Below are 21,919 nucleotides of genomic sequence, written 5' to 3'. Positions count from 1 at the left end.
AACTGGTCGAAAAGTCACTCCAGGCAGGCGGTGCACACCAAAACTCTTGCACTGAAACAGAGTTCGCGATGGACTTGCCAACTTTCGAGAAACCTGGGATTCCGATTCGCAACCAGCCCCACGGTCCGAGCCGGGCGAACTCGGCGTCGATGTCGACCTCGATCCCGCCGAAGAAGCTGATGTTCTCGCGGTGCGCCGGGCTGATATGCGCCGGCGCATCGCCATCGACGCGTCGCCCGGCCCGGCGCATCGGCTTCACCTTCAGACCGTAATACGCTGTGGTCCAAGCGATCATGGCGTTGGTAGCCAGACCAGGCTTGTTCGGTCTGGTCTTCGAGCCGGGGGGGCGATCCTGCGGCGGTAGTCCGCATCCGGAAGGTATTTCGCCGCGTAGATCACGCGGCGCGGCGCCCCGTACTCCTCGAGTGTGGCGCCGGTGCTGCCGCGGGTGGCGGCCGGCCGTCGCGGGTGCGTTCGGAGCCAACGCGCCCATGTAGAACGTGTTCTATTTTTGAAGTATTCGTAGGAATCTCAGGAGGTTACGGGTGAATGTGAGCAAGGGACCGCTGGCGGGTGTGCGGATCGTCGAGCTGGCGAGCATCGGGCCCGGACCGCACGCGGGCATGATGCTGGCCGATCTGGGCGCGGACGTGGTGCGGGTGCAGCGGCCCGGCGACGGGTCCGCGGTCGGGCCCATGCGGGCACAACTGCGCGGGCGGACCATCGTGCAGGCGAACTTCAAGGATCCCGGCGACATTGCCGCGGTTCAGGGCCTGATCGACAGGGCCGACGTGGTGATCGAGGGCTACCGGCCCGGCGTGATGGAACGGCTCGGGCTCGGACCCGAGGAGGCCCTGGAACGCAATCCGCGGCTGATCTACGGCCGCATGACCGGATGGGGTCAGGACGGGCCGCGCGCCGATCGGGCCGGGCACGACATCAACTACATCGGGCTCACCGGGGCGCTCAACGGCATCGGGCGCAAGGGCGAACGGCCACTTCCGCCCATCAACCTGCTCGGTGACTACGGCGGCGGGTCGGTCTTCCTCGTGCTCGGCATCGTTAGCGCGCTCTACGAGCGGGAACGCTCGGGACAGGGGCAGGTCGTGGACGCGGCCATGGTGGACGGCGTGCTGACACTGGCGCACTCGATCTGGACCCTGCATCAGGGCGGCCGCTGGTCCGACGAGCGCGGCACCAACATGCTCGACACCGGAATGGCCTGGTACGACACGTATCGGACGGCCGATGCCAAGTTCGTCGCGGTCGGCGCGTACGAGCCGCAGTTCTACGCCGAACTGCTGCGCGTGCTCGAACTGGACTTCGAATCGCTGCCGCACCAAATGGATCCGGCCGGACAGGACGTGCTGCGCAAGATCTTCACCGATAAGTTCTCCACCAGGACCCAGGCGGAATGGGCCGAGCTGTTCGACGGCGTGGACGCCTGCGTCACCCCCATCCGCACCTGGACAGAGGCCGCACAGGACGAACATTTGCGCGCTCGCGGCTCGCTCATCGAGGTCGACGGCATGCTGCAACCTGCACCCGCGCCCCGGTTCTCGCGCACCCGGCCGCCGACCCCGGCCCCGGCGCGACTCACGCCCATCGATGAGATCTGGGTGTAGCGCGGACGATGTCCGAACGCCGACCTTCCGATACGCGACCGCGTCTTATCCATCCTCGACGCTCCGCGAGCGGAGTATTCCGCCCATTCGTCGATAGTCGGAAGGTCGGCGATCAGGGTAGTGCCACTGCGAAGTTGGGGTAGTTGCGGGCTGCGGCGCGGGCGGGGGCGAGGAGTTGGGTGGGGGCGTTCAGGGTCCAGATCACGAGATGGGTGGCCGACGGGTAGTTGTCGAAATGCTTCCAGATGTCGTCTTCTGTTGTGGCGGTGAGGGTTTCGCGGATGACCGGCGAGGTGTCGACGGGGTTGGTGGTGAGGGTGCCGGAAAGGCGGAGTTCCAGGAAACCGCGCGGGCCGGTCTCGGACTTGCGGCGGGATGGGGGCTGCCAGCGTAAACATGGCGGCTGACAGTGGGCAGCAAATCTGGCTTCTTCGGGCGCGCCGGATGAACAGCCGATGACAACTCGCCTCAGCCGCGGCACCGAGGCCCACGGCAGCGGAGACGATCTGGGCCCCTCAGGATCGAAATCCTGAGGGGCCCAGATCGGTCCAGAGTCTTACAGGTCGGCGATGGCGGCCAGAGGGGGTGTGCGGGCGGCTCGCACGGCGGGCCAGAGGGCGGCGAGGACGCCGACCACACCGGAGGCGAGGAGCATGAGCACGATTTGGGTCCAGGGCACGGCGATGGTGGCAATGCCCAGGTCGGCAAGGGTTTTGAGGAAGCCCACGCCGAGGGCGAGGCCCAGGATGACGCCTACCACCGCGCCGAAGATGGCGATGAGCATGGATTCGAGGTAGATGCTGCGGCGGACCTGGGCCCGCTGCATGCCCACCGCGCGGAGCATGCCGATTTCGCGGCGGCGTTCCACCACCGACAGGGCCAGCGTGTTGACGATGCCGAGGATGGCGATGACCACCGCCAGGGCCAGCAGGCCGTAGAGGATGGCCAGCAGGGTGTCGATCTGTTTGCCCTCGGCCCCCTTGAAGTCGTTGCGGTCCTGGACCTGGACGATGACGTACTGCTCGGTGGCCTTCTCCAGGTTCTTCCGCATGGCGGGGAGGTCGGCGCCGGGCTGGGCGGCGACCAGGACCAGGAAGCTGGACTGGTAGCTGACCGGGACCGTCTTCTGGTACAGGGCCATGGGGGTGACCATGTTCTGCAGCAGCTGGGTGTCCTTGTAGATGCCCGCGACGGTGACCTTGAACTTCTTGTAGTCCATGCTGGAGATCTCGACGCTCTCGCCGAGCTTCCAATCATGGTCGGAGGCATAGGTTTCCGACACCATGATGTCGTCGTCGCCGAGCTGGTCGGTGCCCTGCTCGATGGTGTAGTTGAGCACCTTGGACATCGGCCCCTCGGGCGCGGTGCCGATCACCTGCTTGCCGTCGACCCTCAGGGCAACACCGTGGAAGGCCACCACGTCCTTGACCTGCGGCACCTGCTCGACGGTGGCGGTGGCGGCCAGCGGGACGCCGATGATGCCACCGGGCGGCCCGGCCAGGATGTAGTCGGCCTTCACGCCCTTGTCGACCAGGTCGCTCACACTGGCCTTGGCCGAGGAGCCGAGCATGCCGATGGCGGACACCAGCATCAGGCCCAGGGTCAGCGCGAAAGCCGTCGCGGCGGTCCGGCGCGGATTGCGAATCGCGTTGTTGCGCGCCATCCTTCCGACCGGACCGAACGGCCGGACCAGCACGCCCAATCCGATCACCACCGGCCGCGACAGCGCCGGTGAGGCGAACAGCACCGCGAAAATCAGTGCGGCAGCGCCGATTCCGACCACGGTGGCCGCACTTCCGCCGGTGCCGCGCGCACCCAGCACCACCAGCACCGTACCGGCCACCGCCAGCACCGCGCCGATAATGGTGCGCAGCCGCAACGACTCGCCGGCCGAGTTGGACTCCGAGCGCATTGCCTCCACCGGCGGCACCTTGGCCGCCCGCCGCGCCGGCGCGTACGCGCTGAGCACCGTCACCACGGTGCCGACACCGAGGGCCACCAGCACGGTGCGCGGCTCCAGCGACATGGTGCCGGTCGGCAGCCCCAGCTTGAAGGCATTCAGCAGCCCGGACAGGCCGAACGACAGGCCGACGCCCGCCGCCAGACCCAGTGCGCTGCCGAGCAATCCGACGATCAGCGACTCCCCCACCACCGACCGCGAGATCTGCCCGCGGCTCGCGCCGACCGCGCGCAGCAGCGCCAGCTCGCGCAGCCGCTGCGCCACCAGCATGGAGAAGGTGTTGTAGATGATGAACGTGCCCACCAGCAGCGCGATGGACCCGAACGCCAGCAGGAAGTAATTGATGAACTTCAACGCATTGCCGAGCTGCGCCTTGAAGTCGTCGCGCACCTGCTGGGCGTCCTGCACCTTGTAGTCGGGCAGCGCCGCCTTGATCCGATCGCGCAGATCATCGGCCTTCACCCCGGGCTGGGCCGCGATGTCCACGTACGCCACGTGCAGGCCGTCGGTGAACAACTGGCGGGCCTGCGCATCCTCGAACTGCAGCGAGATGAACCCGCCGGTATTGGAGGCCTCGATGTCGTAGATGCCCGAGATGGTGACGTCGATATTGCCCTTGGACGGCACCAGCACCGTGGTGTGGTCGCCGACCTTCAGCCCGCCCCGCTCCGCACCGCCCTTGTTGATGGCGACCTGACCCGGCTCGGCGGGCGGCACGCCGTCGATGAACTTGTCCGGCTCGGCCACCGACTGGCCCGGCGGCAGATACGACTGCCCGAAACTCGGTGCGCCACCGGTCTGTACGGCGTGCCCGTCCTTCAGCAGCACCACCGGGCCGTTGACACTGGGCGCGACGGTTTTGACGCCGTCCAGGTGGGAGAGCTTGTCCACCACGTCGTTCGGCACACCGAGCGACTGCTGCTCCTTGGGCTGCACCCGCACGTCCACGCCCTTGGCCTGGGAGGCGAAGATGCCGTCGAAGGTGCTCTGCAGCGTGTCGGTGAAGATGAAAGACCCTGAGATGAAGGCGGTTCCGAGCACCACCGACAGTAGGGTCAGCACCAGGCGCACCTTGTGCGCGGCGAGATTGCGCAAGGCGACCTTGCGCATCGGGGAGGCAGCCATCAGCGCTCCGCCTCCCCGCGCTTCGTCTCCAGCGACTTCATCTTGTCGAGCACGGAATCGGCCGTGGGCTCCCGCAATTCGTCCACGATCTGGCCGTCGGCGAGGAAGACCACCCGGTCGGCGTAGGAGGCCGCGCGCGGATCGTGGGTCACGATCACCACCGTCTGCCCGAACTCGTTGACCGCCGCGCGCAGGATGTTGAGCACCTCACCGGAGGAGTGCGAGTCCAGGTTGCCGGTCGGCTCGTCACCGAAGATGATGTCCGGCTTGCCCGCCAGCGCGCGAGCACAGGCCACGCGCTGCTGCTGACCGCCCGACAGCTCGGCGGGCCGGTGGGTGAGCCGGTCGCCCAGGCCCAGCCGCTTGACCACCGTCGACAGCCACTCCTCGTCGATCTTGCGGTTCGCGATGTCCAGCGGCAGCGTGATGTTCTCCAGCGCGGTCAGCGTGGGGACCAGATTGAACGCCTGGAAGACGAAGCCTATGCGGTCGCGGCGCAGCGTGGTCATCTGCTTGTCCGAGAGCTTGGTCAGATCGGTGTCACCGATGTGGACCGCGCCCGCGGTGGCGGCATCGAGACCGGCCAGGCAGTGCATGAGGGTCGACTTGCCCGAGCCCGAGGGTCCCATGATGGCGGTGAACTCGCCCTTCGCGAACTCGGCCGTCACCCCGTCCAGCGCACGAACCTGTGTGTCGCCCGATCCGTAGATCTTCACAAGATCGGTCGCTCGGGCGGCGACCGCGGCCGTGCTCTGCTCGAGCGTGGCGGATTCCGAGACGTTCGAAGTCATGATGTCCAGTGTGTCTAGGTTCTGAGGTGGACGCCATCCGGGATGTCCCCGATGACGATGTCCTCACAGACTCCACACAAACACGCGCGTCGAACAGCCCTCAATTGATGGGGGCGGACCGCCACCAATCCAGCAACTGGTCGTCGGTGGCGAGGAAACCGGTGCTGTACATGAGGTAGCCGTACTTTCCATCCTGCGAGTGGAACTCCGTCACCAGGCGCGGGCGCAGCAGGGCGCTGCCGCTGATCTGGTAATTCGTGTACAGGTTGCCGTGCACCTTGATGTCGGTCTTCGTGTAGCCGGTCAGCGCGTTGAGCGCGTCCTCGGCGTCGGTGGCCGAGCGGTACATGACGAACCGGTAGGTCGGGTGGCCGATGCCGGTGCAGTTCCACGCGATTTCCCACTTGCCCAGATCCGGATCGCCGGACCCGGAGTCGGGCGGGGGCGAGGCGGGCTCATAGGTCGAGCAGGCGGTCCCCTGGTAGCCGGTACCGGAGTTGGCGTCGGCGGTGGGGTCGGCCTGGGGCAGCATCTGCGGGAAGCGCTGGCTGAGCACCTGGGCGTCGGCGCCCGAATGCTCCGGGAGGGTGGCGGGTCCTGTGGTTTCGGTCGGTGAGGCCGCGTCCTCGGTGGTCGGGACGTGCTCCTCGGACGTGGTCGCCGGGCTGTTCGAGGTCGCTTTCTCATCGAACACGGAAACGATGGTCGCGACCGCCGCCAGCGGCAGCACCACGACAGCCGCCGCGCCCAGCAGACAGCCCCGCAGCTTCGAACGCTTCTTCCGCGGCGACGCCAGGCGCGGCGGGACAGGCGTCGGTGCCTGGGCGGTGTAGCGGGCCGTCACGGGCGGCTGCTGTCCGGGAACAGGATTCACATCGACGCCGTACAGGGTCGTCGGCGCGGGACCGAATTGCCCTGGCGCCGCGGGTGATCCGCCTTGCGGGACGAACGGCGAGTGCGCCACCACGGTGGCCCCGGCCGGATTCTCCAGCGCCTGCTGGGCGGCCGCGGCGAACTCACCGCACGAATCGAACCGTCCCTCAGGGTGTTTGGCGAGCGCGCGGGCCAGCACGGCGTCCAGCGCCTGCGGCAGGCCGGCCCGCAGCGTGCTGACCGGCGGCGGCGCCTGGTTGAGGTGACCGTGGATGATGCCCACCGGATGCTCGGCGGCGAACGGCACGTCCCCGGTCAGCAACCGGAACAGCGTGCAGGCCAGCGAATACTGATCCGAGCGCGGATCCAGCGGCTGACCCGAGAGCTGCTCCGGGGAGGCGTAGGTCAGCGTCGCGGTGAATGAGCCGGTCTGGGTCAGCTTGGTGGCGTCGTCGCGCAGGCGGGCAATGCCGAAGTCCGCCAGGAAGACTCGCTCCTCGCCGTCCAGCCGTTCGAGCAGGATGTTGGCGGGCTTCACATCCCGGTGCAGCACGCCGCGGCGATGCGCGAAATCCAGGGCCCGCGCGGTCTCGGCGATGATCCGGATTGCCTGGCGCGGCGGCAGGTTCGCGGCCTCCAGTTGGGACGCGTCGGGACCGTCGATGTAGCGCATGGCGATCCACGGCTGCGCGTCGTCGATGCCGCGGTCGTAAACCGGCACGATATTGGGGTGATCCAGCCGCGCGACGAGATCGCCCTCACGCTCGAACCGCCGCCGGATCTCGATATCGCCGAACACGTCCCGGCTCAACAGCTTCAGTGCGATCAACCGAGGTAGACGGGGGTGCCGGGCCAGGTACACCGACCCCATACCGCCGCGGCCGAGTTCGCGTTCGATCTCGTAACCCGCGAACACTTCCCCAGCGCGCAGCACAACGTCCCTTTCTGTATCTATTTGCCCTCCGCTTCGCTCCGGGCGGGTTCGCGGCCCTGGAGGTCTCGTTCTTCCCTCCTCCGCTCCTCCGCTTCGCTCCCCCGCTCCGTCAGTCCAGAACGAGACGGGCCGCGAACCAGATACTGCGCCGACCCTAGCCTGATCGAGCCGGGGTTTCGAATGCCGCAGCTCAGTTGATCGGGGCGTTCTTCCACCACTTCAGGACCGGATCGAGGCTGCCGGTGAGGCCATCGGTGTACATGAGGTACTGGGTGCGGTTGTTGTCGCCGGTGAAGGCGGTCACCAGGCGCGGGTGGCTGTCGTCGGTGAGCTGGTAGTTGGTGTAGGTCTTGCCGCCGTTCGCGTCCTGCGACTTGGTGTCCGGGGTCAGGCCGCTCAGGACGGTCTGCACGGTGGCGGCCGAGTCGTAGGCGAAGATGCGGTAGAAGGGGTCGTTGTTGTTGCTGCCGCCGTAGCAGCGCCACTGCACCTTCCAGTCGCCGAAGTCCGGCGTGCCGTCCGTGGCATCGGAGGAGACCGGCGAGTCGGCGACCCAGCAGGTCGCGCCGTTGTAACCCTTGCCGCCGGTCTTGACGGTGGGCAGCAGCTTCGGGAACTGCTTGGCCGCGACCGACCAGTCGATCTGCTGGGCGCCCCCGGGCGCCGCGCCCGCCGAGGTGTTCACGACACTGCCCGGCGCGCCACCGGCCTTGGTACCGCCGGCCTTGCTGCCCGCCGCCACGATCACCGCGACCACCACGATGAGCAGCACCACCACCGCCAGCACGATGCCGATGATGAGCCCGGTATTCGACTTCGCCGGCGCCGGCGGCCGATGCGCCCCCACCGGCGCGACCGGCGGACGCTGTGGCTGGGCCGGGCTCGGATAGGTATAGGACGGCGGCTGGGTGTACTGATTGGTCCCGCGCCCGGTGTAGTTGCCGGTGACAGGCTTGGGCGGGGCCGGATTGACCTGTGTCGGAGCCGGATACGACACCACCGGGGACGGCGGCGCGGTCTGCGGCCGCGGGCCCGCGGCCGGCATGGGCGCACCGGTCATCGGCACACCGGCCGGGTACGAGCCTCCCGTCACCGGAATGCCCGTCGGCATGGCACCACCCGTATACATGGGCATACCGGTCGGCATGCCGCCCCCGGTCAGGGGCGGCGCCACCGGGTTCGGCCCGCCGGTGTGCGGCATGACCGGCATCGGCGGCGACGTGCGCTGCACCAGCGGCATGGCAGGCGCGCTCGGATTGGCCAGGGCGCGGCGGGCGGCGGCCGCGAATTCGCTGCAGCTCGGGAAGCGATCCTCGGGACGCTTGGCCATGGCCTTGGCGATCACCATGTCCAGGCTCGGCGGCAGCCCGGCGCGCGCGCTGCCCAGCGGCGGCGGCGGATTCTGCAGATGCCCCTGGATGACGGCCGCCGGATTGGTGGCCGAGAACGGGCCGGACCCGGTGAACAGCCAGAACAGCGTGCAGGCCAGCGAATACTGGTCGGAGCGGCCGTCCAGCGCGGAGCCGGTCAGCTGCTCGGGCGAGGCGTAGGCCAGGGTCGCGGTGAACGTCCCGGTCTGGGTCAGATGACCGCTGTCGTCGCGCAGCCGCGCGATGCCGAAGTCGGTCAGGTACACCCGTTCGCCCTTACCGCCGGTGGAGCGGGCCAGCAGGATATTGGCGGGCTTCACATCGCGGTGCAGCACCTCGTTGCGGTGCGCGTAATCCAGGGCGTCGGCCATCTCGGCGACGATCTGCACGGCCCGCTCGGGCGGCAGCGTCTGCGGATTCACGCTCGCGGCGTCGATGCCGTCGATGTACTGCATGGATATCCACAGCTGGCCGTCCTCGAGCCCGCGGTCGTAGACGGTGACAATATTGTGGTGGTCCAGTTGCGCGACCAGGTCGGCCTCACGCTCGAAGCGGGCCCGGACCTCCTTGTCGAAGACCATCTCCCGATTCAGCAGCTTGAGCGCCGTCATCCGCGGCAGCCGCGGATGCTTGGCCAGGTACACCGAACCCATGCCACCCCGGCCGAGCTGCCGTTCGATGACATACCCAGCAAAAACGTCACCGTTGGACAGCATGACGATCTCCCACTTCCCATTCCACGTGCCGGGACCCACCAGCGCGCGAGGTACCACAGACGATCGGCGTGATCGTTCGGGTCGATCCGAAAACACCGAAACTGTAGCCGATTCGCGGCCTATCGAACTATCTACGCGCAGGCCGCTAACGCAACACTCAACGTTTGCTTATCGCTGCTGGTGACCCCGTCCGCGGTGTCGGGGGGCGGAGATACGCTGGCCGCATGCGCATTGGAGCTCACGTCCGAATGGACAGCGACCCGATCGGCTTCGGCGAGAAGCTCGGGGCCGACGTCATCCAGATGTTCGTGGTGGATCCGCAGAGCTGGGACAAGCCCCAACCCCACCCGCGGGCCGAGGAGATCAAGGCCAGCGACATCGACCTGGTGGTGCACTCCTCCTATCAGATCAATGTGGCCAGCCTGAACAACCGGCTGCGCATGCCCTCGCGCAACGCGGTGGCGCAGCAGGCCAAGGCCGCCGCCGAGCTGGGCGCCTTCGGGCTGGTCGTGCACGGCGGCCACGTGCGCTCCGACGAGGAGATGGCCGAGGGATTCGTCAACTGGCGCAAGCTGTTCGAGCGGCAGCAGGACAAGGGCGGATTCCCGGTGCCCATCCTCATCGAGAACACGGCCGGCGGAAACCACGCCATGGCACGGTATTTCGACGATATCGGGCGGCTGTGGGACGCGGTCGGCGACTTCGGGGCCGGGTTCTGCCTCGACACCTGCCACGCCTGGGCGGGCGGTGAGGAACTGGTCGGGATCGTGGAGCGGATCAAGGGGATCACCGGGCGCATCGACCTGGTCCACCTGAACTCCTCGCGGGACGCCTTCGATTCGGGCGCGGACCGGCACGCCAACTTCGCCGACGGGACCATCGACCCGCAGTTGCTGGCCGAGGTGTGCCGCACCGCCGGAGCGCCGGTCATCCTGGAGACCCCCGCCGACGGCGTCGCCGACGACCTGGCCTACCTCCGCGAACACCTCGGATAGTTCAACGCGAACACCTCGGGTAGCGCCGGGCGTTCGCTCACGAGCCTTTCGATCCGGCTGATCCTGAACCTGTTTCACCGGACGCCCCGATGGTGTGCTGGTCACGGCTCGAATCCGGGCCGGACTCCATCGGGCGAAAGGCATTGCATGTCCGTCGATTACGCAACATCCAACCTCACTGTCGTGCAGCTGGGCAGCAAGATCGGCGCGCGCATCGACGGCGTGCGGCTGGGCGGCGATCTGGATTCGGTGACCGTGCAGGCCATCCAGGACGCGCTGCACAAGCACAAGGTCATCTTCTTCCGCGGCCAGGAGCACCTGACCGAGGACGGGCAGTACGAGTTCGCGCAGCTGTTGGGCGCGCCGACCACCCCGCACCCGACCGTCACCTCCAAGGGCGTCAAGACGCTGCCCATCGACTCCGAGTACGGCCGCGCCAACAGCTGGCACACCGACGTCACCTTCGTGGACCGGATTCCGAAGGCGTCCATCCTGCGCGCGGTGCACCTGCCGTCCTACGGCGGCTCCACCACCTGGGCCTCGACGGTGGCGGCCTACGACTCGCTGCCCGCGCCGCTCAAGGCGCTCGTCGAGAACCTGCGGGCCCGCCACACCAACGCCTACGACTACGCCGCCGACCGCACCGAGGTCGCGCGCGGCGAGAACGCGCAGGTGACGGCCAATATCAAGGCCTACCGCGAGGAATTCGAGTCCACCCACTACGAGACCGAGCACCCGGTGGTGCGGGTGCACCCCGTCACCGGCGAACGCGCGCTGCTGCTCGGGCATTTCGTGAAGAACTTCGTCGGCTTCTCCGCCGCCGAATCGCAGGCCCTGTTCCAGCTGTTGCAGAACCGCGTCACCCGGTTGGAGAACACCACCCGCTGGAACTGGCAGCTCGGCGACGTGGCGATCTGGGACAACCGCGCCACCCAGCACTACGCCATCGACGACTACGACGGCCAGCCCCGCCGCCTCACCCGCATCACCCTGGCCGGCGACGTCCCGGTCGCCGTGAACGGGGAAACCAGCACAGTCATCACCGGCAATGCCGAGCATTACTCGATCATCGAGAAGGTCGCCCCCCGCGCCGCCTGAATCCCGGCGCGGAACACCGCAATTCGGGCAGGCGCGGGTGCCGCCACTCACCCCGCCGCCCTGCGGACGACTCAACTCGATGCCGCCGATCACGATGCCCGTGCGTCGTGATCGCCGGCCCGGCCGGTGCGACGGGCACCAACCTCTCTCACCCGTCGCACCGGCCTTCGTCGTTTCCACAGACCTGGACAGACTGAGCCCGAAACCCTCAGTCGGCCGTTGCCACGTGCTGCACCATAATGGTTCGCGGCCGTCTCGATTCTGGACTGACGGAGCGGGGGAGCGAAGCGGAGGAGCGGAGGAGGGAAGAATCGAGACCTCGGGGCCGCGAACCCGCCCGGAGCGAAGCGGAGGGCAAATTGGACACAGATATTCGGCCGCTGGATGGCGTGCGGGTGTTGGAGCTCGGGAACTATGTCGCGGCGCCGACGGCCGGACGGATCCTCGGGGACTTCGGCGCCGAGGTGATCAAGGTGGAGCGGCCGAAAACCGGTGATGAGCTGCGAAATTGGCGGCTCTACGGCGGTGACACCTCGATGCTGTATCGGACGGTCAACCGGAACAAGAAGTCCATCACACTGGATCTGCGCACCGAGGCCGGACGCAAGATCGTGCTGGACCTGATCGAACAGTGCGATGTGTTGCTGGAGAACTTCCGGCCCGGGATGCTCGAGAAGTGGGGGCTCGGGCCCGAGGTGCTCAACGAGGCCAATCCGAATCTGGTCATCACCCGCATCTCCGCGTACGGCCAGACCGGTCCGCTCGCACAGCGGCCGGGCTTCGCGGCGGTGGCCGAGGCGGTCGGCGGGTTGCGCGAACTCGTGGGCGATCCGGACCGGCCGCCGGTGCGGGTCGGCGTGTCCATCGGCGATTCCATTGCCGGGATCTACGCCGCGTTCGGCACCGTGATGGCGCTGTTCCAGCGTGAGCGGGTACAGCGGGTTCCCTTGGAGCAGCGCGTCATCGACGTGGCGCTCAACGAATCCATCCTGTCTGTCATGGAATCCCTGGTGCCCGACTATCTGGCCTACGGCATCAATCGCGAACGCGTCGGCGGGCGCATGGAGGGCATCGCGCCCAGCAACGCCTATCCGTGCAGCGACGGCACCAGCATCATCATCGGCGGCAATGGCGACGCCATCTTCCAGCGGTACATGCAGGTCATCGACCGTCCGGACCTCGCCGCCGATCCGGAGCTGCAGGACAATGCCGGACGCTGGCGCCACCGCGAGCGGCTGGACGCCTCGATCGCCGAGTGGACGCGGGTGCGCACCCGCGAGGAGGCGCTGCGGGTGCTGGAGGCGGCCGCCATTCCGTGCGGGCCCATCTACACCGCCGCCGACATCGTCTCCGACGAGCAGTACCGGGCGCGCAATATGATCCAGCCCTTCCGGGTGGACGTGGGCGAGCCCGAGCCCAAGGAGGTCGGCTTCCCGGGCATCGTCCCGGTGATCGGCGGCCGATCGCTGCCCATCCGCAATGTCGGCCCGGACCTCGGCGAGCACACCCGCGAGGTACTCACCGGCCTGCTCGGTCTGACCGACGCCGATATCGATGCCCTGGAGGCGAACTCATGACCCTGCGTGATGTCACACTGCGCGACGGCCTGCAGCTGACCGGGAAGGTGCTGCCCACCGAGCGCAAGGTCCAGATCGCGCGGCAGCTGCTTTCGCTGGGTGTGCCCGAGCTGGAGATCGGATCCATGGCGCGGCCGGATCTGGTGCCGCCCATGGCCAATACCCTCGACCTGGTCGCCCGGCTCACGCCCGCGGAACTCGAACGCTGCTGGGTCTGGGTCGCCACACCCCGGCACGTCGCACGGGCCGCGGAGGCCGGCGTGCGCAATTTCCAGTACTGCTTCTCGGTGTCGGACGCCCACAACAAGGCCAATATCGGGCGCACCACCGAGGACAGCCTGGCCGCCATGCCGGAGGCGGTGCGGCTCGCGTCGGAGGCGGGCGGGCGCATTCAGCTCTGCCTGGCAACGGCTTTCACCTGCCCGTTCGACGGGCCCGTGGATCCCGCGCGGGTCCTGGCCATCGCCACCGATCCGCGCGCCGAGGGGTCGGCGGACATCGTGGTGGCCGATACCCTCGGCCAGGCGCATCCGGGTCAGGTCGGCGCGCTCATCGGGGCGGTGGCCGCGACCGGGCACTGGGGAACGCCGCAGCGCCGCATCGTCTTCCACGGTCACGACACCTGGGGCATGGGCGTCGCGAATTCCTTGGCGGCCCTGGCCGCGGGCGCGGCCGTGGTGGACGGTTCGCTGGGTGGGTTGGGCGGCTGCCCGTTCGCGCCGGGCGCTTCCGGCAACACCTCGAGCGAGGATCTGCTGTTCGCTACCCGTCCGGAATGGTTTACCCCGTCCGTATTGTCGGATCTGGCAGGGATTTCCGAAGAGTTGCTGACGGAACTCGGCGAGCCCAATCGATCCCGGACGATCGAGGGCGCGCGATCCGAAGCCGAAGCATTCGAGTGGGTAATTGCCGCAAATAGCTAATTCGCGACGAATTAGCCAGCGTGTGCGTCGGCTCGAAGTTTGAGCAACACCAAACCCGCGGTGCAGGCGAGAATCAGTCCGGCGACGGTGATTTCGACGCGTAGCCCGGCAATGCCGAGTACCGCGCCGGTGAGCCCGCCCAGGAAGATCAGCCAGGCGACGACGCGGGCCAGGATTGCCGACATCCGCAGCCCAGGGGCCGCGGGTTCTCCTGCACGCACCGATGCGCGCAGCGGAGATGCCGAAAATGCACCCATCATCCACTCCTCGATGACGCCCGCCGGGTCTCGCGATTCTTCGGCGCGCCCCTCGGCAAATTTCGAGCGTCTCACGTGTAACTTTGGACACACATTACGGCTCTGCAACGGAAAGTCCATACGACACGAAGGCAAAACGCGCCGACTTTACTAATTCGATATCTGAATCATGGCTGTTTGAGATATTTCCGAGGCCTACGGAATCGCCTGCGCCGTCCGGTTATCGAACCGACCACCCACCTGGCCCCGCCCCGCGGCCTCCGTTAGGGTGAGCCCACTCGACACGAATCAGGAGTGCCACCAATGGACGGCAGCAACGCCGGCGCGGACGAGCGCGGCCTCACCCCGCTGCGTCACCTGCCCAAGCCTGTGGCGGGCGCCGCCGCGGCGGTCGGCGTGGTGTCAGCCGGGCTCATTCTCCTGGGCGCCTGCGGCATCGGGCACAACGACATCTACGTCGCGCCGCCGCCGCTGAACGCTGATCTGCAAGCGGCGCCGGTGACTTCGACGAACAGCAGCGCGAGCATCACGCCCGCCGTCGTCATCCCGCCGTCCCCCACCTGGCGCGTGGCCGCGGACCAGCCCTCCCGTCATGCGCCGATCTCCACCATCACCGGCGCCCCGGACGACCCCGCCGCGGACCCGAATGCGAGTACCCCCTCCACCCCGTCGCACCCCACCACCACGCGCCCGGCCACCACCGAGAGCCCTCGCGCCACAACCGAACTCCCGGTCACCACGGTCCCGCCGACCGCCCTCCCGACCACGGATCACCCGGCCTCGGACAACTCCGACGGGTAGCGCGGCCGGTCCACCACCGAGCTCACCAGTCGCCGTCTTCGACCGGAGAGCCCTTCTGATCGCCGAGCTGGTGTACCTGGCCCGAGGCCGGCGGCTGCCACGGTTCGTGGTCGTCGCCCAGCCAGTCACCGACCGGAGCCACGGTGGAGAGCGGGTCGGCGGGGGCCAGATCGGTTGCGTCCGAATCGAAGTAGTCGAACCAGGGTAGGCCCGCGGAGGTGTAGGCCTTGCGGTCGACCGGGGACGGCGGTGCGGCCTCGCCGGTGATCCGCTGCCAGTCGGGCGGGGTCACCAGGTGGACGAAGATGCGGCCGGAGGGATCCGTGGCCCAATCCGTCAGGGCGCGTTCGTCTTTGTAGATCTCCTGCCGCATGGTGCCGCCGACCCCGAGACCCACGGCGGTGGCCCGCTTGCGCGGTGCGGCGCGCGCGAACAGCTTGCGTTCGCCGCTGCCCGGTGCGGGCGGCGGAGCTCCGAACCCAGGCGGCGGGCCACCGGCCGGAACGGGCATGCCCGACGGCATGGACAGGGGCTGGGGTGGGCCGTCCCCATACGAGATCGCCCGCACCCGTTCACGATCGGCTTCCATCGTCTTGCGCCAGCGTGCGAGCTCGACCTCGTTCAACGCGAAGTTCTGGAGCTGGATGCCGCCGTGGGTCTCCTCGCCGGTGACCTGGCCCTCGACGGTCGCACCCAATCCCAGTGGCACCGCGATGAATTGACGGATGGTGCCGGTGCCGGAGTTGATGCCGTCCAGCCAGGGCTGTTTGGGCAGCACCACATAGTTCTGCGGATCCCGGGCCAGCCGCTCGCTCCAGGGCTTGCCGGAGACCGCGCACACCTTGCCCACGCCGATCTGCAGTGCAGCGGGCTCTTTCGCGGAGAACGACAGCCACATCGCCTCCCGCAGATACATGGGCATCATGACACCGCCCCGCCTACTCCACTCCGCGGGCACCGAATCCGCATAGTCCGCCACCCGCCGCACCGGAAACTCCCCCAGCCCCGGCGGCAACGGATGCGTCCCCTGCTCGGGCAGTCTCAGCGTGCGAATGAACCGCACCCCCACCCCACCGGGCAACACCACGGTGCTCCCGTCCAGCCGTACCGCTTCTCCTCCCATACCCCGAACCCTACGCCCGCCCTACCCGTCCCCGACACCGAAATTCCAGCTTCGCACCCTCCCCACCACCGCGAGCAGGAGAACGAGCAGGAGCACGCCGAGAACCACTGTGCACCACGGAATTCCGCGTCGGCCAACGGCCCCTGGAAGCTCGGCCCGGCCCCGCGGTCAACGATCTGCGATATGCGGGCCCCGCAATCCCCGTCTCCCGTATGCGGCCCGCAATCCCGACCTCCGGTGTGCGGCTCGGCAATCCCATCTCCGCTGCGCTGCTACGCAACCCCCATCTCCGGTGTGCGGCCCCGTAACCCCCATCTCCGCTGTGCTGCTGCGCAATTCCCATCTGCGCTGTGCGGCTGCGCAATCCACGTGCGACTGCGGACTGCCACAACACCGCTACCGCGAGCGGCGCGCTGCCGAACGGGACGGGCCGGTCCGAGCCCCCGGAAACAGGCCCGCGCCCCGCTCCGGGTGGAGCGGGGCGCGGGCTCGGTGGTGCGGGTCAGAACTCCACGAGGGTGTAGTCGCCCACGCGGTCGGTGAGAACGCGCAGGTGTTCCAGGTCGCCGCCCAGGGTGCGGGCAATGGCGGTGAGGCGGGCCACGTAGTGACTGACCGGGTATTCGGTCGTGATGCCGATACCGCCGTGCATCTGGATGGACTCCTGGCCGATGTGGCGGGCGGAGCGGCCGACCTGCAGACGGGCGCGCGACGCCGCCACCCGGTCGGCGGAGCCGTCGGCGACGGCGGCGGTGGCGTACAGGCTCATGCTGCGCGCGAGTTCCAGGGACACATACATATTGGCGGCACGCTGGGTCAGGGTCTGGAACTTGGACAGCGTGACACCGAACTGCTTGCGCGTCTTCAGGTATTCGGCGGTCAGCCGCAGGGCCTCCTCCATCGCGCCGAGGGATTCGGCACACAGGCTCGCCTGCGCCGCCACCTCCACCGCGTCCACCACGGGCTGCGCGTCACCGCCGTCGCCGAGGAGTTCGGCTGCGGCTGCGGCGAATTCGACTTGCGCACCGCGGCGCTCGTCGAAGGTGCGGTACGGGGTCCGGGTGACGCCCTCGGCGTCGGCCGCAATCAGGAACAGGCCGATGCCGCCGCCGGGAAGGGCGGCGCTGACCACCAGCTGATCGGCGCAGTCCCCGTGCGGGACGGGGTTCTTGACACCGGTGATCCGATAGCTGTCACCGTCGCGGACCGCAGTGGTGGCCAGTTCGGTTGCGGGCCACCGAGTGCCGGGCTCCTCGTGCGCGAAGGCCAGCAGGGTCTCGCCGCCGGCGAGCGCGGGCAGCACGCGTTGCCGCTGATCGGCGGTGCCGGCGCGGGCCACCAGCCCGCCGGGGACGAGCACGGCGTCGAGGAAGGGTTCGGGCGCATTGCGACGGCCGATCTCCTCCATGACCACCATGGTCTCGACCGGCCCGGCGCCCGCGCCGCCGTCCTTCTCGTCGAAAGCCAGTCCGAGGACGCCCAATTCGGCGAGCTGCCGCCAGACGTCGCGGTTCCAGCCGAGGTCGGTGTCGGTGACCTTCAGGCGGGTCTCCGGGTCGTAGGCGCGGCCCAGCAGATCCTTGACGGTGTCACGCAGCATGACCTGTTCATCGGTGAGTTCGAAATCCATGGCGGCGGCTCACAATCCGAGAATGGTGGAGGCGATGATGGTGCGCTGCACCTCGCTGGAGCCTCCGTAGATGGTGGTCTTACGGAAGTTGAGATAGCCGGGACCGCTGCGCTGCGCCCAGCCGGGCGAGGCGACGTCCCCGGCGTTCACCGGCAACGCGTCCGGCCCGGCGACGTCCAGCAGCAGCTCGGTGGCGGCCTGCTGCAGCTCCGAACCGCGCAGCTTCAGCACCGAGGAGGCCGGATTCGGTTTGCCGTCATTGGAATTGGAGACCACGCGCATGAGCGTGAGCTCCAGCGCCAGCAGCTCGTTCTCGATCTCGGCCACGCGCGCGGCGAACACGGGGTCCTCGAGCAGCGTGCCACTGCCCGAACGGATCTGCGCCGCATACTCTTTCGCGACTCCCAGCTTCACCTTGGTACGGCCGACACCGGTGATGCCGGTGCGCTCGTTGCCGAGCAGGAACTTGGCGTAGGTCCAGCCCATGTTCTCCTCGCCGACCAATTGATCGGCGGGCACCCGGACGTTCTCGAAGAAGACCTCGTTGACCTCGTGGTGGCCGTCGATGAGCTTGATCGGCCGGATGGTCACGCCGGGGGTCTTGACGTCGAAGAGCAGCATCGAGATACCGGCCTGCTTCTTGACGGTCGGGTCGGTGCGCACCAGGCAGAAGATCCAGTCGGCGTACTGGGCCAGGGTGGTCCAGATCTTCTGGCCGTTGACGATGTAGGAGTCGCCGTCGCGCACCGCGGTGGTGCGCACCGCGGCCAGGTCCGAGCCCGCGTCGGGCTCGGAAAAGCCCTGGCACCACCAGATGTCGAGATTGGCGGTGGCCGGCAGGAAGCGCTGCTTGAGCTCCTCGGAGCCGAACTGGGCGATGACCGGGCCGATCATCTGGGCGTTGAAGGTGAGCGGCTCCGGCACGGAGGCCAGCTGCATCTCGTCTTCCCAGATGTGCAGCTGCATGGGCGACCAGTCGCGGCCGCCCCACTGCACCGGCCACTTGGGCACGGCCAGGCCGTTCTCGTTGAGGATGCGGTGGGTGGTGACGATGTCATCGCGAGAGAGCTCGAGACCGTACTTCACGCGGTCACGGATCTCCGCCGGGATCTTGGTCCGATAGACCTCGCGCAGGTCGTCCCGGAATTTCACCTCATCGGATGATAGGGCCAGCTTCATTGCTTCTCCCGAGCGTCGCTGTGATGTCGTCATCAAACTTACCCCCCGGTAATGGCCGGTTTGTCACCCGGATCACACCGACCGGACGGCCCGGGGTGCTCGGCTCGCGGCGACTCGACATCCCGGCTCTCGAGCTGAGCTGGTACGTTGCCCAGAAATCCGATACCCGAATTCCGGGACGTCGGGCTGTTGTGGCTCGGCGAGAATATCGACGCAGGAGCAGCACGAGTGAACGGTTGGACTCTGTCCCGGCGCGCCCTGGCGGTCGCCGCCCTCACGGCCGCGGCGACGGTCGGCGCAACCAGCGCGGCCACCGCCGACCAGCCGAAGACGCCCGCCGAGACCGGCATCGACCAGCTCACCCAGGCCGTCGGCGACAATGCCGCCGGCCGGGCCGCGGTCGCCGACATCGCCGAATCGGCCCAGCTGATCGCCGCCGCGAAGCTGGAAAACGTTCAGTTCACGCCGTTCTCGTATCTGGCGCCCACCCTCGGCTGCGGCTTCAACATGCCGTTCAGCCTGACCTCGGCGATGGCCGTCACCGGCATCACCGGCGCCAACGCCTCGGTGACGCTGCCGCCGGGCAATGTCAGCTTCCAGGTCATGGTGCAGCAGAACGGTTTTCCGACCGCCTCCGGCCTGAGCGTGGCCTGGCTCAACGTGAACAACGGCCGCAGCGGCATCACCGCCCTCGACGACCAGACCGAGTACAACCTGCCCTCGCTGTCGAAGACCGTGGACGCCGGCGCGGGCACCGTCGTCGCCTCGCTGTGGGGCACCATCGACTACCCGGGCGCACGCTGCGTGGTGCTGCCGACCGTCGGCCTGTTCACCGTGTCCGACACCCCGCCCGCCCAGCCTGCCACCCCGGACGCCTCGACCCCGGCCGCCCCGGCCGCCCCGGCCGCCCCGGCGGCCCCGGCCGCCCCGGCCGCCCCGGCCGCCCCTGCCGCGCCGACCACCCCCGCGCCGACCACCCCCGCGCAGGCCCCCGACGCCACCCCCGGCTCGGGCACGCCCGGCACCAACTGATCCGCCGCGCCCTCGAAAACGCAACGCCCGCATCCGTTTCGGATGCGGGCGCTGGTCGTTTCGAGCGGCGGGCTCAGAACCGCGGCTTGCGCCGGATGTCCGGACGCTTGCCCTCGCGGCGCGGGGCGCGGCTCATGGAGCGGCTTCCGGGCGGGCCCTGGTCCAGCTGCAGGTCGATGAGCTGACCGCTGATCCGGGTGCGGCTCAGCGCATTCAAGGTCTCCGTGGACAGGTCGGCGGGCAGCTCCACGAGGGAGTGGTCGGGCCGGATGCTGATGTGCCCGAAGTCGCTGCGCCGCAGGCCGCCCTCATTGGCGATGGCGCCCACGATCGCGCCCGGCGCGACCTTGTGCCGCTTGCCCACCGAGATCCGGTAGGTCACCAGCTCCGCACCGGTCTGGCGGTGGCGAGACGGCTCGCGGCGCTCGCGCGGACCACGCTCGTCGAAGGAGCGTGGCGCCCGTTCCCGATCCCGGTCCCGGCGCGGGCGCTCGACCGGCTCCGGGTCGGGCTCCATGAAGAAGTTGTCACCGTCGTGACCGCCCACCGCCAGCGCTGCGGCAATGTCCACCAGCGGGATATTGTGCTCACGCTCGTAGTCCTCGATCAGCTTGCGGAACAACGGCAGATTGGCCGAGGTCAGATTCTCGGTGATGGTGTCGCCGAACTTCTGCACGCGCTGGGCGTTCACGTCCTCGACGCTCGGCAGCTGCATCTCGGTGACCTGCTGGCGGGTGGCGCGCTCGATGGCGTCGAGCAGCCGGCGCTCGCGCGGGGCCACGAACAGCAGCGCCTCACCGGAGCGGCCCGCGCGGCCGGTGCGGCCGATGCGGTGCACGTAGGACTCGGTGTCGTGCGGGATGTCGTAGTTGACGACGTGCGAGATGCGTTCCACGTCCAGGCCGCGCGCGGCCACGTCGGTGGCGACCAGGATGTCCAGCACACCGGACTTGAGCTGGCCGATGGTGCGCTCACGCTGCGCCTGCGCGATGTCGCCGTTGATGGCGGCCGCGGAATACCCACGCGCGCGCAGCTTTTCGGCCAGCTCCTCGGTGGCCTGCTTGGTGCGCACGAAAATGATCATGGCCTCGAAGGATTCGACCTCGAGGATGCGGGTCAGCGCGTCCAGCTTGCGCTGATACGACACCAGCACCCAGCGCTGGGTGATGTTGGTGTTCGTCGAGGTCTTCGCCTTGACGGTGATCTCGACCGGGTGCTTCAGGTACTGCTTGGAGATCTTGCGGATGGCCGACGGCATGGTCGCGGAGAACAGCGCGACCTGCTTCTCGTCGGGCGTGTCGGCAAGGATGCGCTCGACATCGTCCTGGAAGCCCATCTTGAGCATCTCGTCGGCCTCGTCGAGCACCAGGTACTGCAGCTGCGACAGGTCCAGGGTGCCGCGCTCGAGGTGGTCGATGACGCGGCCCGGCGTACCGACGACCACCTGCGCACCGCGCTTGAGACCCGACAGCTGCACCGCGTAGTTCTGACCGCCGTAGATGGGCAGCACATGCAGGCCGGGCATGTGCACCGCGTAGCGGCCGAACGCCTCGGCGACCTGGATGGCCAGCTCCCGGGTCGGGGCCAGCACCAGCGCCTTCGGCGCCTTGCCGGTCATCTCGATGCCCATGAGGATCGGGATGGCGAAGGCCGCGGTCTTGCCGGTACCGGTCTGGGCCAGGCCCACCACGTCCGCGCCGTCGAGCAATGGCGGAATCGTCGCCGCCTGGATGGGCGACGGCGATTCGTAGCCGACATCGGCGATGGCCCGCAGAATGCGGTCATCGATACCCAAATCAGCGAAGGACGGGCCGGAAACGTCCCTCTCGTCGTCAGTGGGAACGCTGTCGGCCGGTGAGGTACTCATTGCCAGGGATTTTACTGCCTGCTAGCTGCGGGCTTGACCATCG

17 protein-coding genes and 1 pseudogene are annotated in these 21,919 nt (G+C 68.3%); 7 read left to right on the top strand and 11 right to left on the bottom strand.

The window, feature by feature from the left end; genetic code table 11:
* Nucleotides 1-112: 112 nt before the first annotated feature.
* Nucleotides 113-447, bottom strand: a pseudogene (locus ACIRRA_RS23965) (Tn3 family transposase); the annotation flags it as partial.
* A gap of 98 nt (nucleotides 448-545) precedes the next feature.
* On the opposite strand from ACIRRA_RS23965, the gene ACIRRA_RS23960 reads away from it, so the two are divergent.
* Nucleotides 546-1,625, top strand: a complete 1,080-nt coding sequence (locus ACIRRA_RS23960; RefSeq protein ID WP_402771917.1) for a CaiB/BaiF CoA transferase family protein — start codon at nucleotides 546-548, stop codon at nucleotides 1,623-1,625.
* A gap of 112 nt (nucleotides 1,626-1,737) precedes the next feature.
* Here ACIRRA_RS23960 and ACIRRA_RS23955 read toward each other — a convergent pair whose 3' ends face one another.
* The 5 genes from ACIRRA_RS23955 to ACIRRA_RS23935 all read right to left on the bottom strand — a co-directional run bounded on the left by ACIRRA_RS23955 (nucleotide 1,738) and on the right by ACIRRA_RS23935 (nucleotide 9,394).
* Nucleotides 1,738-2,106 carry a hypothetical protein gene (locus ACIRRA_RS23955; protein WP_402771914.1) on the bottom strand — a complete coding sequence of 123 codons (369 nt, stop codon included), beginning with the start codon at nucleotides 2,104-2,106 and terminating at the stop codon, nucleotides 1,738-1,740.
* A 75-nt stretch (nucleotides 2,107-2,181) separates the two neighbouring features.
* Nucleotides 2,182-4,710: an ABC transporter permease gene (locus ACIRRA_RS23950; RefSeq protein ID WP_402771910.1), complete on the bottom strand. Its 2,529-nt coding sequence runs from the start codon at nucleotides 4,708-4,710 to the stop codon at nucleotides 2,182-2,184.
* Nucleotides 4,710-5,501, bottom strand: coding sequence for an ABC transporter ATP-binding protein (locus tag ACIRRA_RS23945; RefSeq protein ID WP_402771907.1), 792 nt, complete (start codon nucleotides 5,499-5,501; stop codon nucleotides 4,710-4,712). Before ACIRRA_RS23945 ends, ACIRRA_RS23950 begins: the two co-directional genes overlap by 1 nt.
* 100 nt (nucleotides 5,502-5,601) lie before the next feature.
* Nucleotides 5,602-7,290, bottom strand: a complete 1,689-nt coding sequence (locus ACIRRA_RS23940) for a protein kinase (RefSeq protein WP_402771904.1) — start codon at nucleotides 7,288-7,290, stop codon at nucleotides 5,602-5,604.
* Between the two features lie 208 nt (nucleotides 7,291-7,498).
* Complete coding sequence (locus tag ACIRRA_RS23935; RefSeq protein ID WP_402771901.1) at nucleotides 7,499-9,394, bottom strand: serine/threonine protein kinase; 1,896 nt, start codon at nucleotides 9,392-9,394, stop codon at nucleotides 7,499-7,501.
* Nucleotides 9,395-9,618: 224 nt separating this feature from the next.
* On the opposite strand from ACIRRA_RS23935, the gene ACIRRA_RS23930 reads away from it, so the two are divergent.
* The 4 genes from ACIRRA_RS23930 to ACIRRA_RS23915 all read left to right on the top strand — a co-directional run bounded on the left by ACIRRA_RS23930 (nucleotide 9,619) and on the right by ACIRRA_RS23915 (nucleotide 13,987).
* A complete protein-coding gene (locus ACIRRA_RS23930; protein WP_357001977.1) occupies nucleotides 9,619-10,389 on the top strand; it encodes a deoxyribonuclease IV in 771 nt (256 codons plus the stop codon).
* A gap of 147 nt (nucleotides 10,390-10,536) precedes the next feature.
* Nucleotides 10,537-11,487, top strand: coding sequence for a TauD/TfdA dioxygenase family protein (locus tag ACIRRA_RS23925; RefSeq protein WP_402771898.1), 951 nt, complete (start codon nucleotides 10,537-10,539; stop codon nucleotides 11,485-11,487).
* Nucleotides 11,488-11,846: 359 nt separating this feature from the next.
* Entirely contained in the window at nucleotides 11,847-13,064 is a 1,218-nt protein-coding gene (locus ACIRRA_RS23920; RefSeq protein WP_402771895.1) for a CaiB/BaiF CoA transferase family protein, read from the top strand.
* Nucleotides 13,061-13,987, top strand: a complete 927-nt coding sequence (locus tag ACIRRA_RS23915; protein ID WP_402771892.1) for a hydroxymethylglutaryl-CoA lyase — start codon at nucleotides 13,061-13,063, stop codon at nucleotides 13,985-13,987. The genes ACIRRA_RS23920 and ACIRRA_RS23915 overlap by 4 nt, the downstream gene beginning before the upstream one ends.
* Nucleotides 13,988-13,998: 11 nt before the next feature.
* Here ACIRRA_RS23915 and ACIRRA_RS23910 read toward each other — a convergent pair whose 3' ends face one another.
* Nucleotides 13,999-14,244, bottom strand: a complete 246-nt coding sequence (locus ACIRRA_RS23910; protein ID WP_402771889.1) for a hypothetical protein — start codon at nucleotides 14,242-14,244, stop codon at nucleotides 13,999-14,001.
* 303 nt (nucleotides 14,245-14,547) lie between these two features.
* On the opposite strand from ACIRRA_RS23910, the gene ACIRRA_RS23905 reads away from it, so the two are divergent.
* Complete coding sequence (locus ACIRRA_RS23905) at nucleotides 14,548-15,045, top strand: hypothetical protein (protein WP_402771886.1); 498 nt, start codon at nucleotides 14,548-14,550, stop codon at nucleotides 15,043-15,045.
* A 22-nt stretch (nucleotides 15,046-15,067) separates the two neighbouring features.
* Here ACIRRA_RS23905 and ACIRRA_RS23900 read toward each other — a convergent pair whose 3' ends face one another.
* The 3 genes from ACIRRA_RS23900 to ACIRRA_RS23890 all read right to left on the bottom strand — a co-directional run bounded on the left by ACIRRA_RS23900 (nucleotide 15,068) and on the right by ACIRRA_RS23890 (nucleotide 18,977).
* The gene (locus ACIRRA_RS23900) at nucleotides 15,068-16,168 is read right to left on the bottom strand and encodes a hypothetical protein (protein WP_402771883.1); all 1,101 of its coding nucleotides are present in this window, start codon (nucleotides 16,166-16,168) and stop codon (nucleotides 15,068-15,070) included.
* A 502-nt stretch (nucleotides 16,169-16,670) separates the two neighbouring features.
* Nucleotides 16,671-17,798 (bottom strand): acyl-CoA dehydrogenase family protein, encoded by a 1,128-nt coding sequence (locus ACIRRA_RS23895; RefSeq protein ID WP_402771880.1) that lies wholly within the window; start codon nucleotides 17,796-17,798, stop codon nucleotides 16,671-16,673.
* Nucleotides 17,799-17,807: 9 nt separating this feature from the next.
* A complete protein-coding gene (locus ACIRRA_RS23890) occupies nucleotides 17,808-18,977 on the bottom strand; it encodes an acyl-CoA dehydrogenase family protein (protein ID WP_402771877.1) in 1,170 nt (389 codons plus the stop codon).
* Between the two features lie 228 nt (nucleotides 18,978-19,205).
* Here ACIRRA_RS23890 and ACIRRA_RS23885 point away from each other — a divergent pair, with 228 nt between their 5' ends.
* A complete protein-coding gene (locus tag ACIRRA_RS23885; protein WP_402771874.1) occupies nucleotides 19,206-20,009 on the top strand; it encodes a hypothetical protein in 804 nt (267 codons plus the stop codon).
* A gap of 73 nt (nucleotides 20,010-20,082) precedes the next feature.
* Here the strand turns inward: ACIRRA_RS23885 and ACIRRA_RS23880 are convergent, their stop codons facing one another.
* Nucleotides 20,083-21,876 (bottom strand): DEAD/DEAH box helicase, encoded by a 1,794-nt coding sequence (locus ACIRRA_RS23880; RefSeq protein ID WP_402771871.1) that lies wholly within the window; start codon nucleotides 21,874-21,876, stop codon nucleotides 20,083-20,085.
* Nucleotides 21,877-21,919 lie beyond the last annotated feature (43 nt).

It is taken from the genome of Nocardia sp. NPDC101769 (assembly GCF_044766925.1).
Lineage (GTDB): Bacteria > Actinomycetota > Actinomycetes > Mycobacteriales > Mycobacteriaceae > Nocardia.
The sequence above is the reverse complement of the archived record's forward strand: the minus strand, read 5'-3'. Positions and strand labels throughout refer to the sequence as shown.

Bases quoted from the DNA above. Each gene is read 5' to 3' on its own strand.
- ACIRRA_RS23950 (WP_402771910.1), bottom strand. From the start codon at position 4,710: ATGGCTGCCTCCCCGATGCGCAAGGTCGCCTTGCGCAATCTCGCCGCG.
- ACIRRA_RS23945 (WP_402771907.1), bottom strand. From the start codon at position 5,501: ATGACTTCGAACGTCTCGGAATCCGCCACGCTCGAGCAGAGCACGGCC.
- ACIRRA_RS23935 (WP_402771901.1), bottom strand. From the start codon at position 9,394: ATGCTGTCCAACGGTGACGTTTTTGCTGGGTATGTCATCGAACGGCAG.
- ACIRRA_RS23930 (WP_357001977.1), top strand. From the start codon at position 9,619: ATGCGCATTGGAGCTCACGTCCGAATGGACAGCGACCCGATCGGCTTC.
- ACIRRA_RS23925 (WP_402771898.1), top strand. From the start codon at position 10,537: ATGTCCGTCGATTACGCAACATCCAACCTCACTGTCGTGCAGCTGGGC.
- ACIRRA_RS23915 (WP_402771892.1), top strand. From the start codon at position 13,061: ATGACCCTGCGTGATGTCACACTGCGCGACGGCCTGCAGCTGACCGGG.
- ACIRRA_RS23910 (WP_402771889.1), bottom strand. From the start codon at position 14,244: ATGGGTGCATTTTCGGCATCTCCGCTGCGCGCATCGGTGCGTGCAGGA.
- ACIRRA_RS23905 (WP_402771886.1), top strand. From the start codon at position 14,548: ATGGACGGCAGCAACGCCGGCGCGGACGAGCGCGGCCTCACCCCGCTG.
- ACIRRA_RS23900 (WP_402771883.1), bottom strand. From the start codon at position 16,168: ATGGGAGGAGAAGCGGTACGGCTGGACGGGAGCACCGTGGTGTTGCCC.
- ACIRRA_RS23895 (WP_402771880.1), bottom strand. From the start codon at position 17,798: ATGGATTTCGAACTCACCGATGAACAGGTCATGCTGCGTGACACCGTC.
- ACIRRA_RS23890 (WP_402771877.1), bottom strand. From the start codon at position 18,977: ATGAAGCTGGCCCTATCATCCGATGAGGTGAAATTCCGGGACGACCTG.
- ACIRRA_RS23880 (WP_402771871.1), bottom strand. From the start codon at position 21,876: ATGAGTACCTCACCGGCCGACAGCGTTCCCACTGACGACGAGAGGGAC.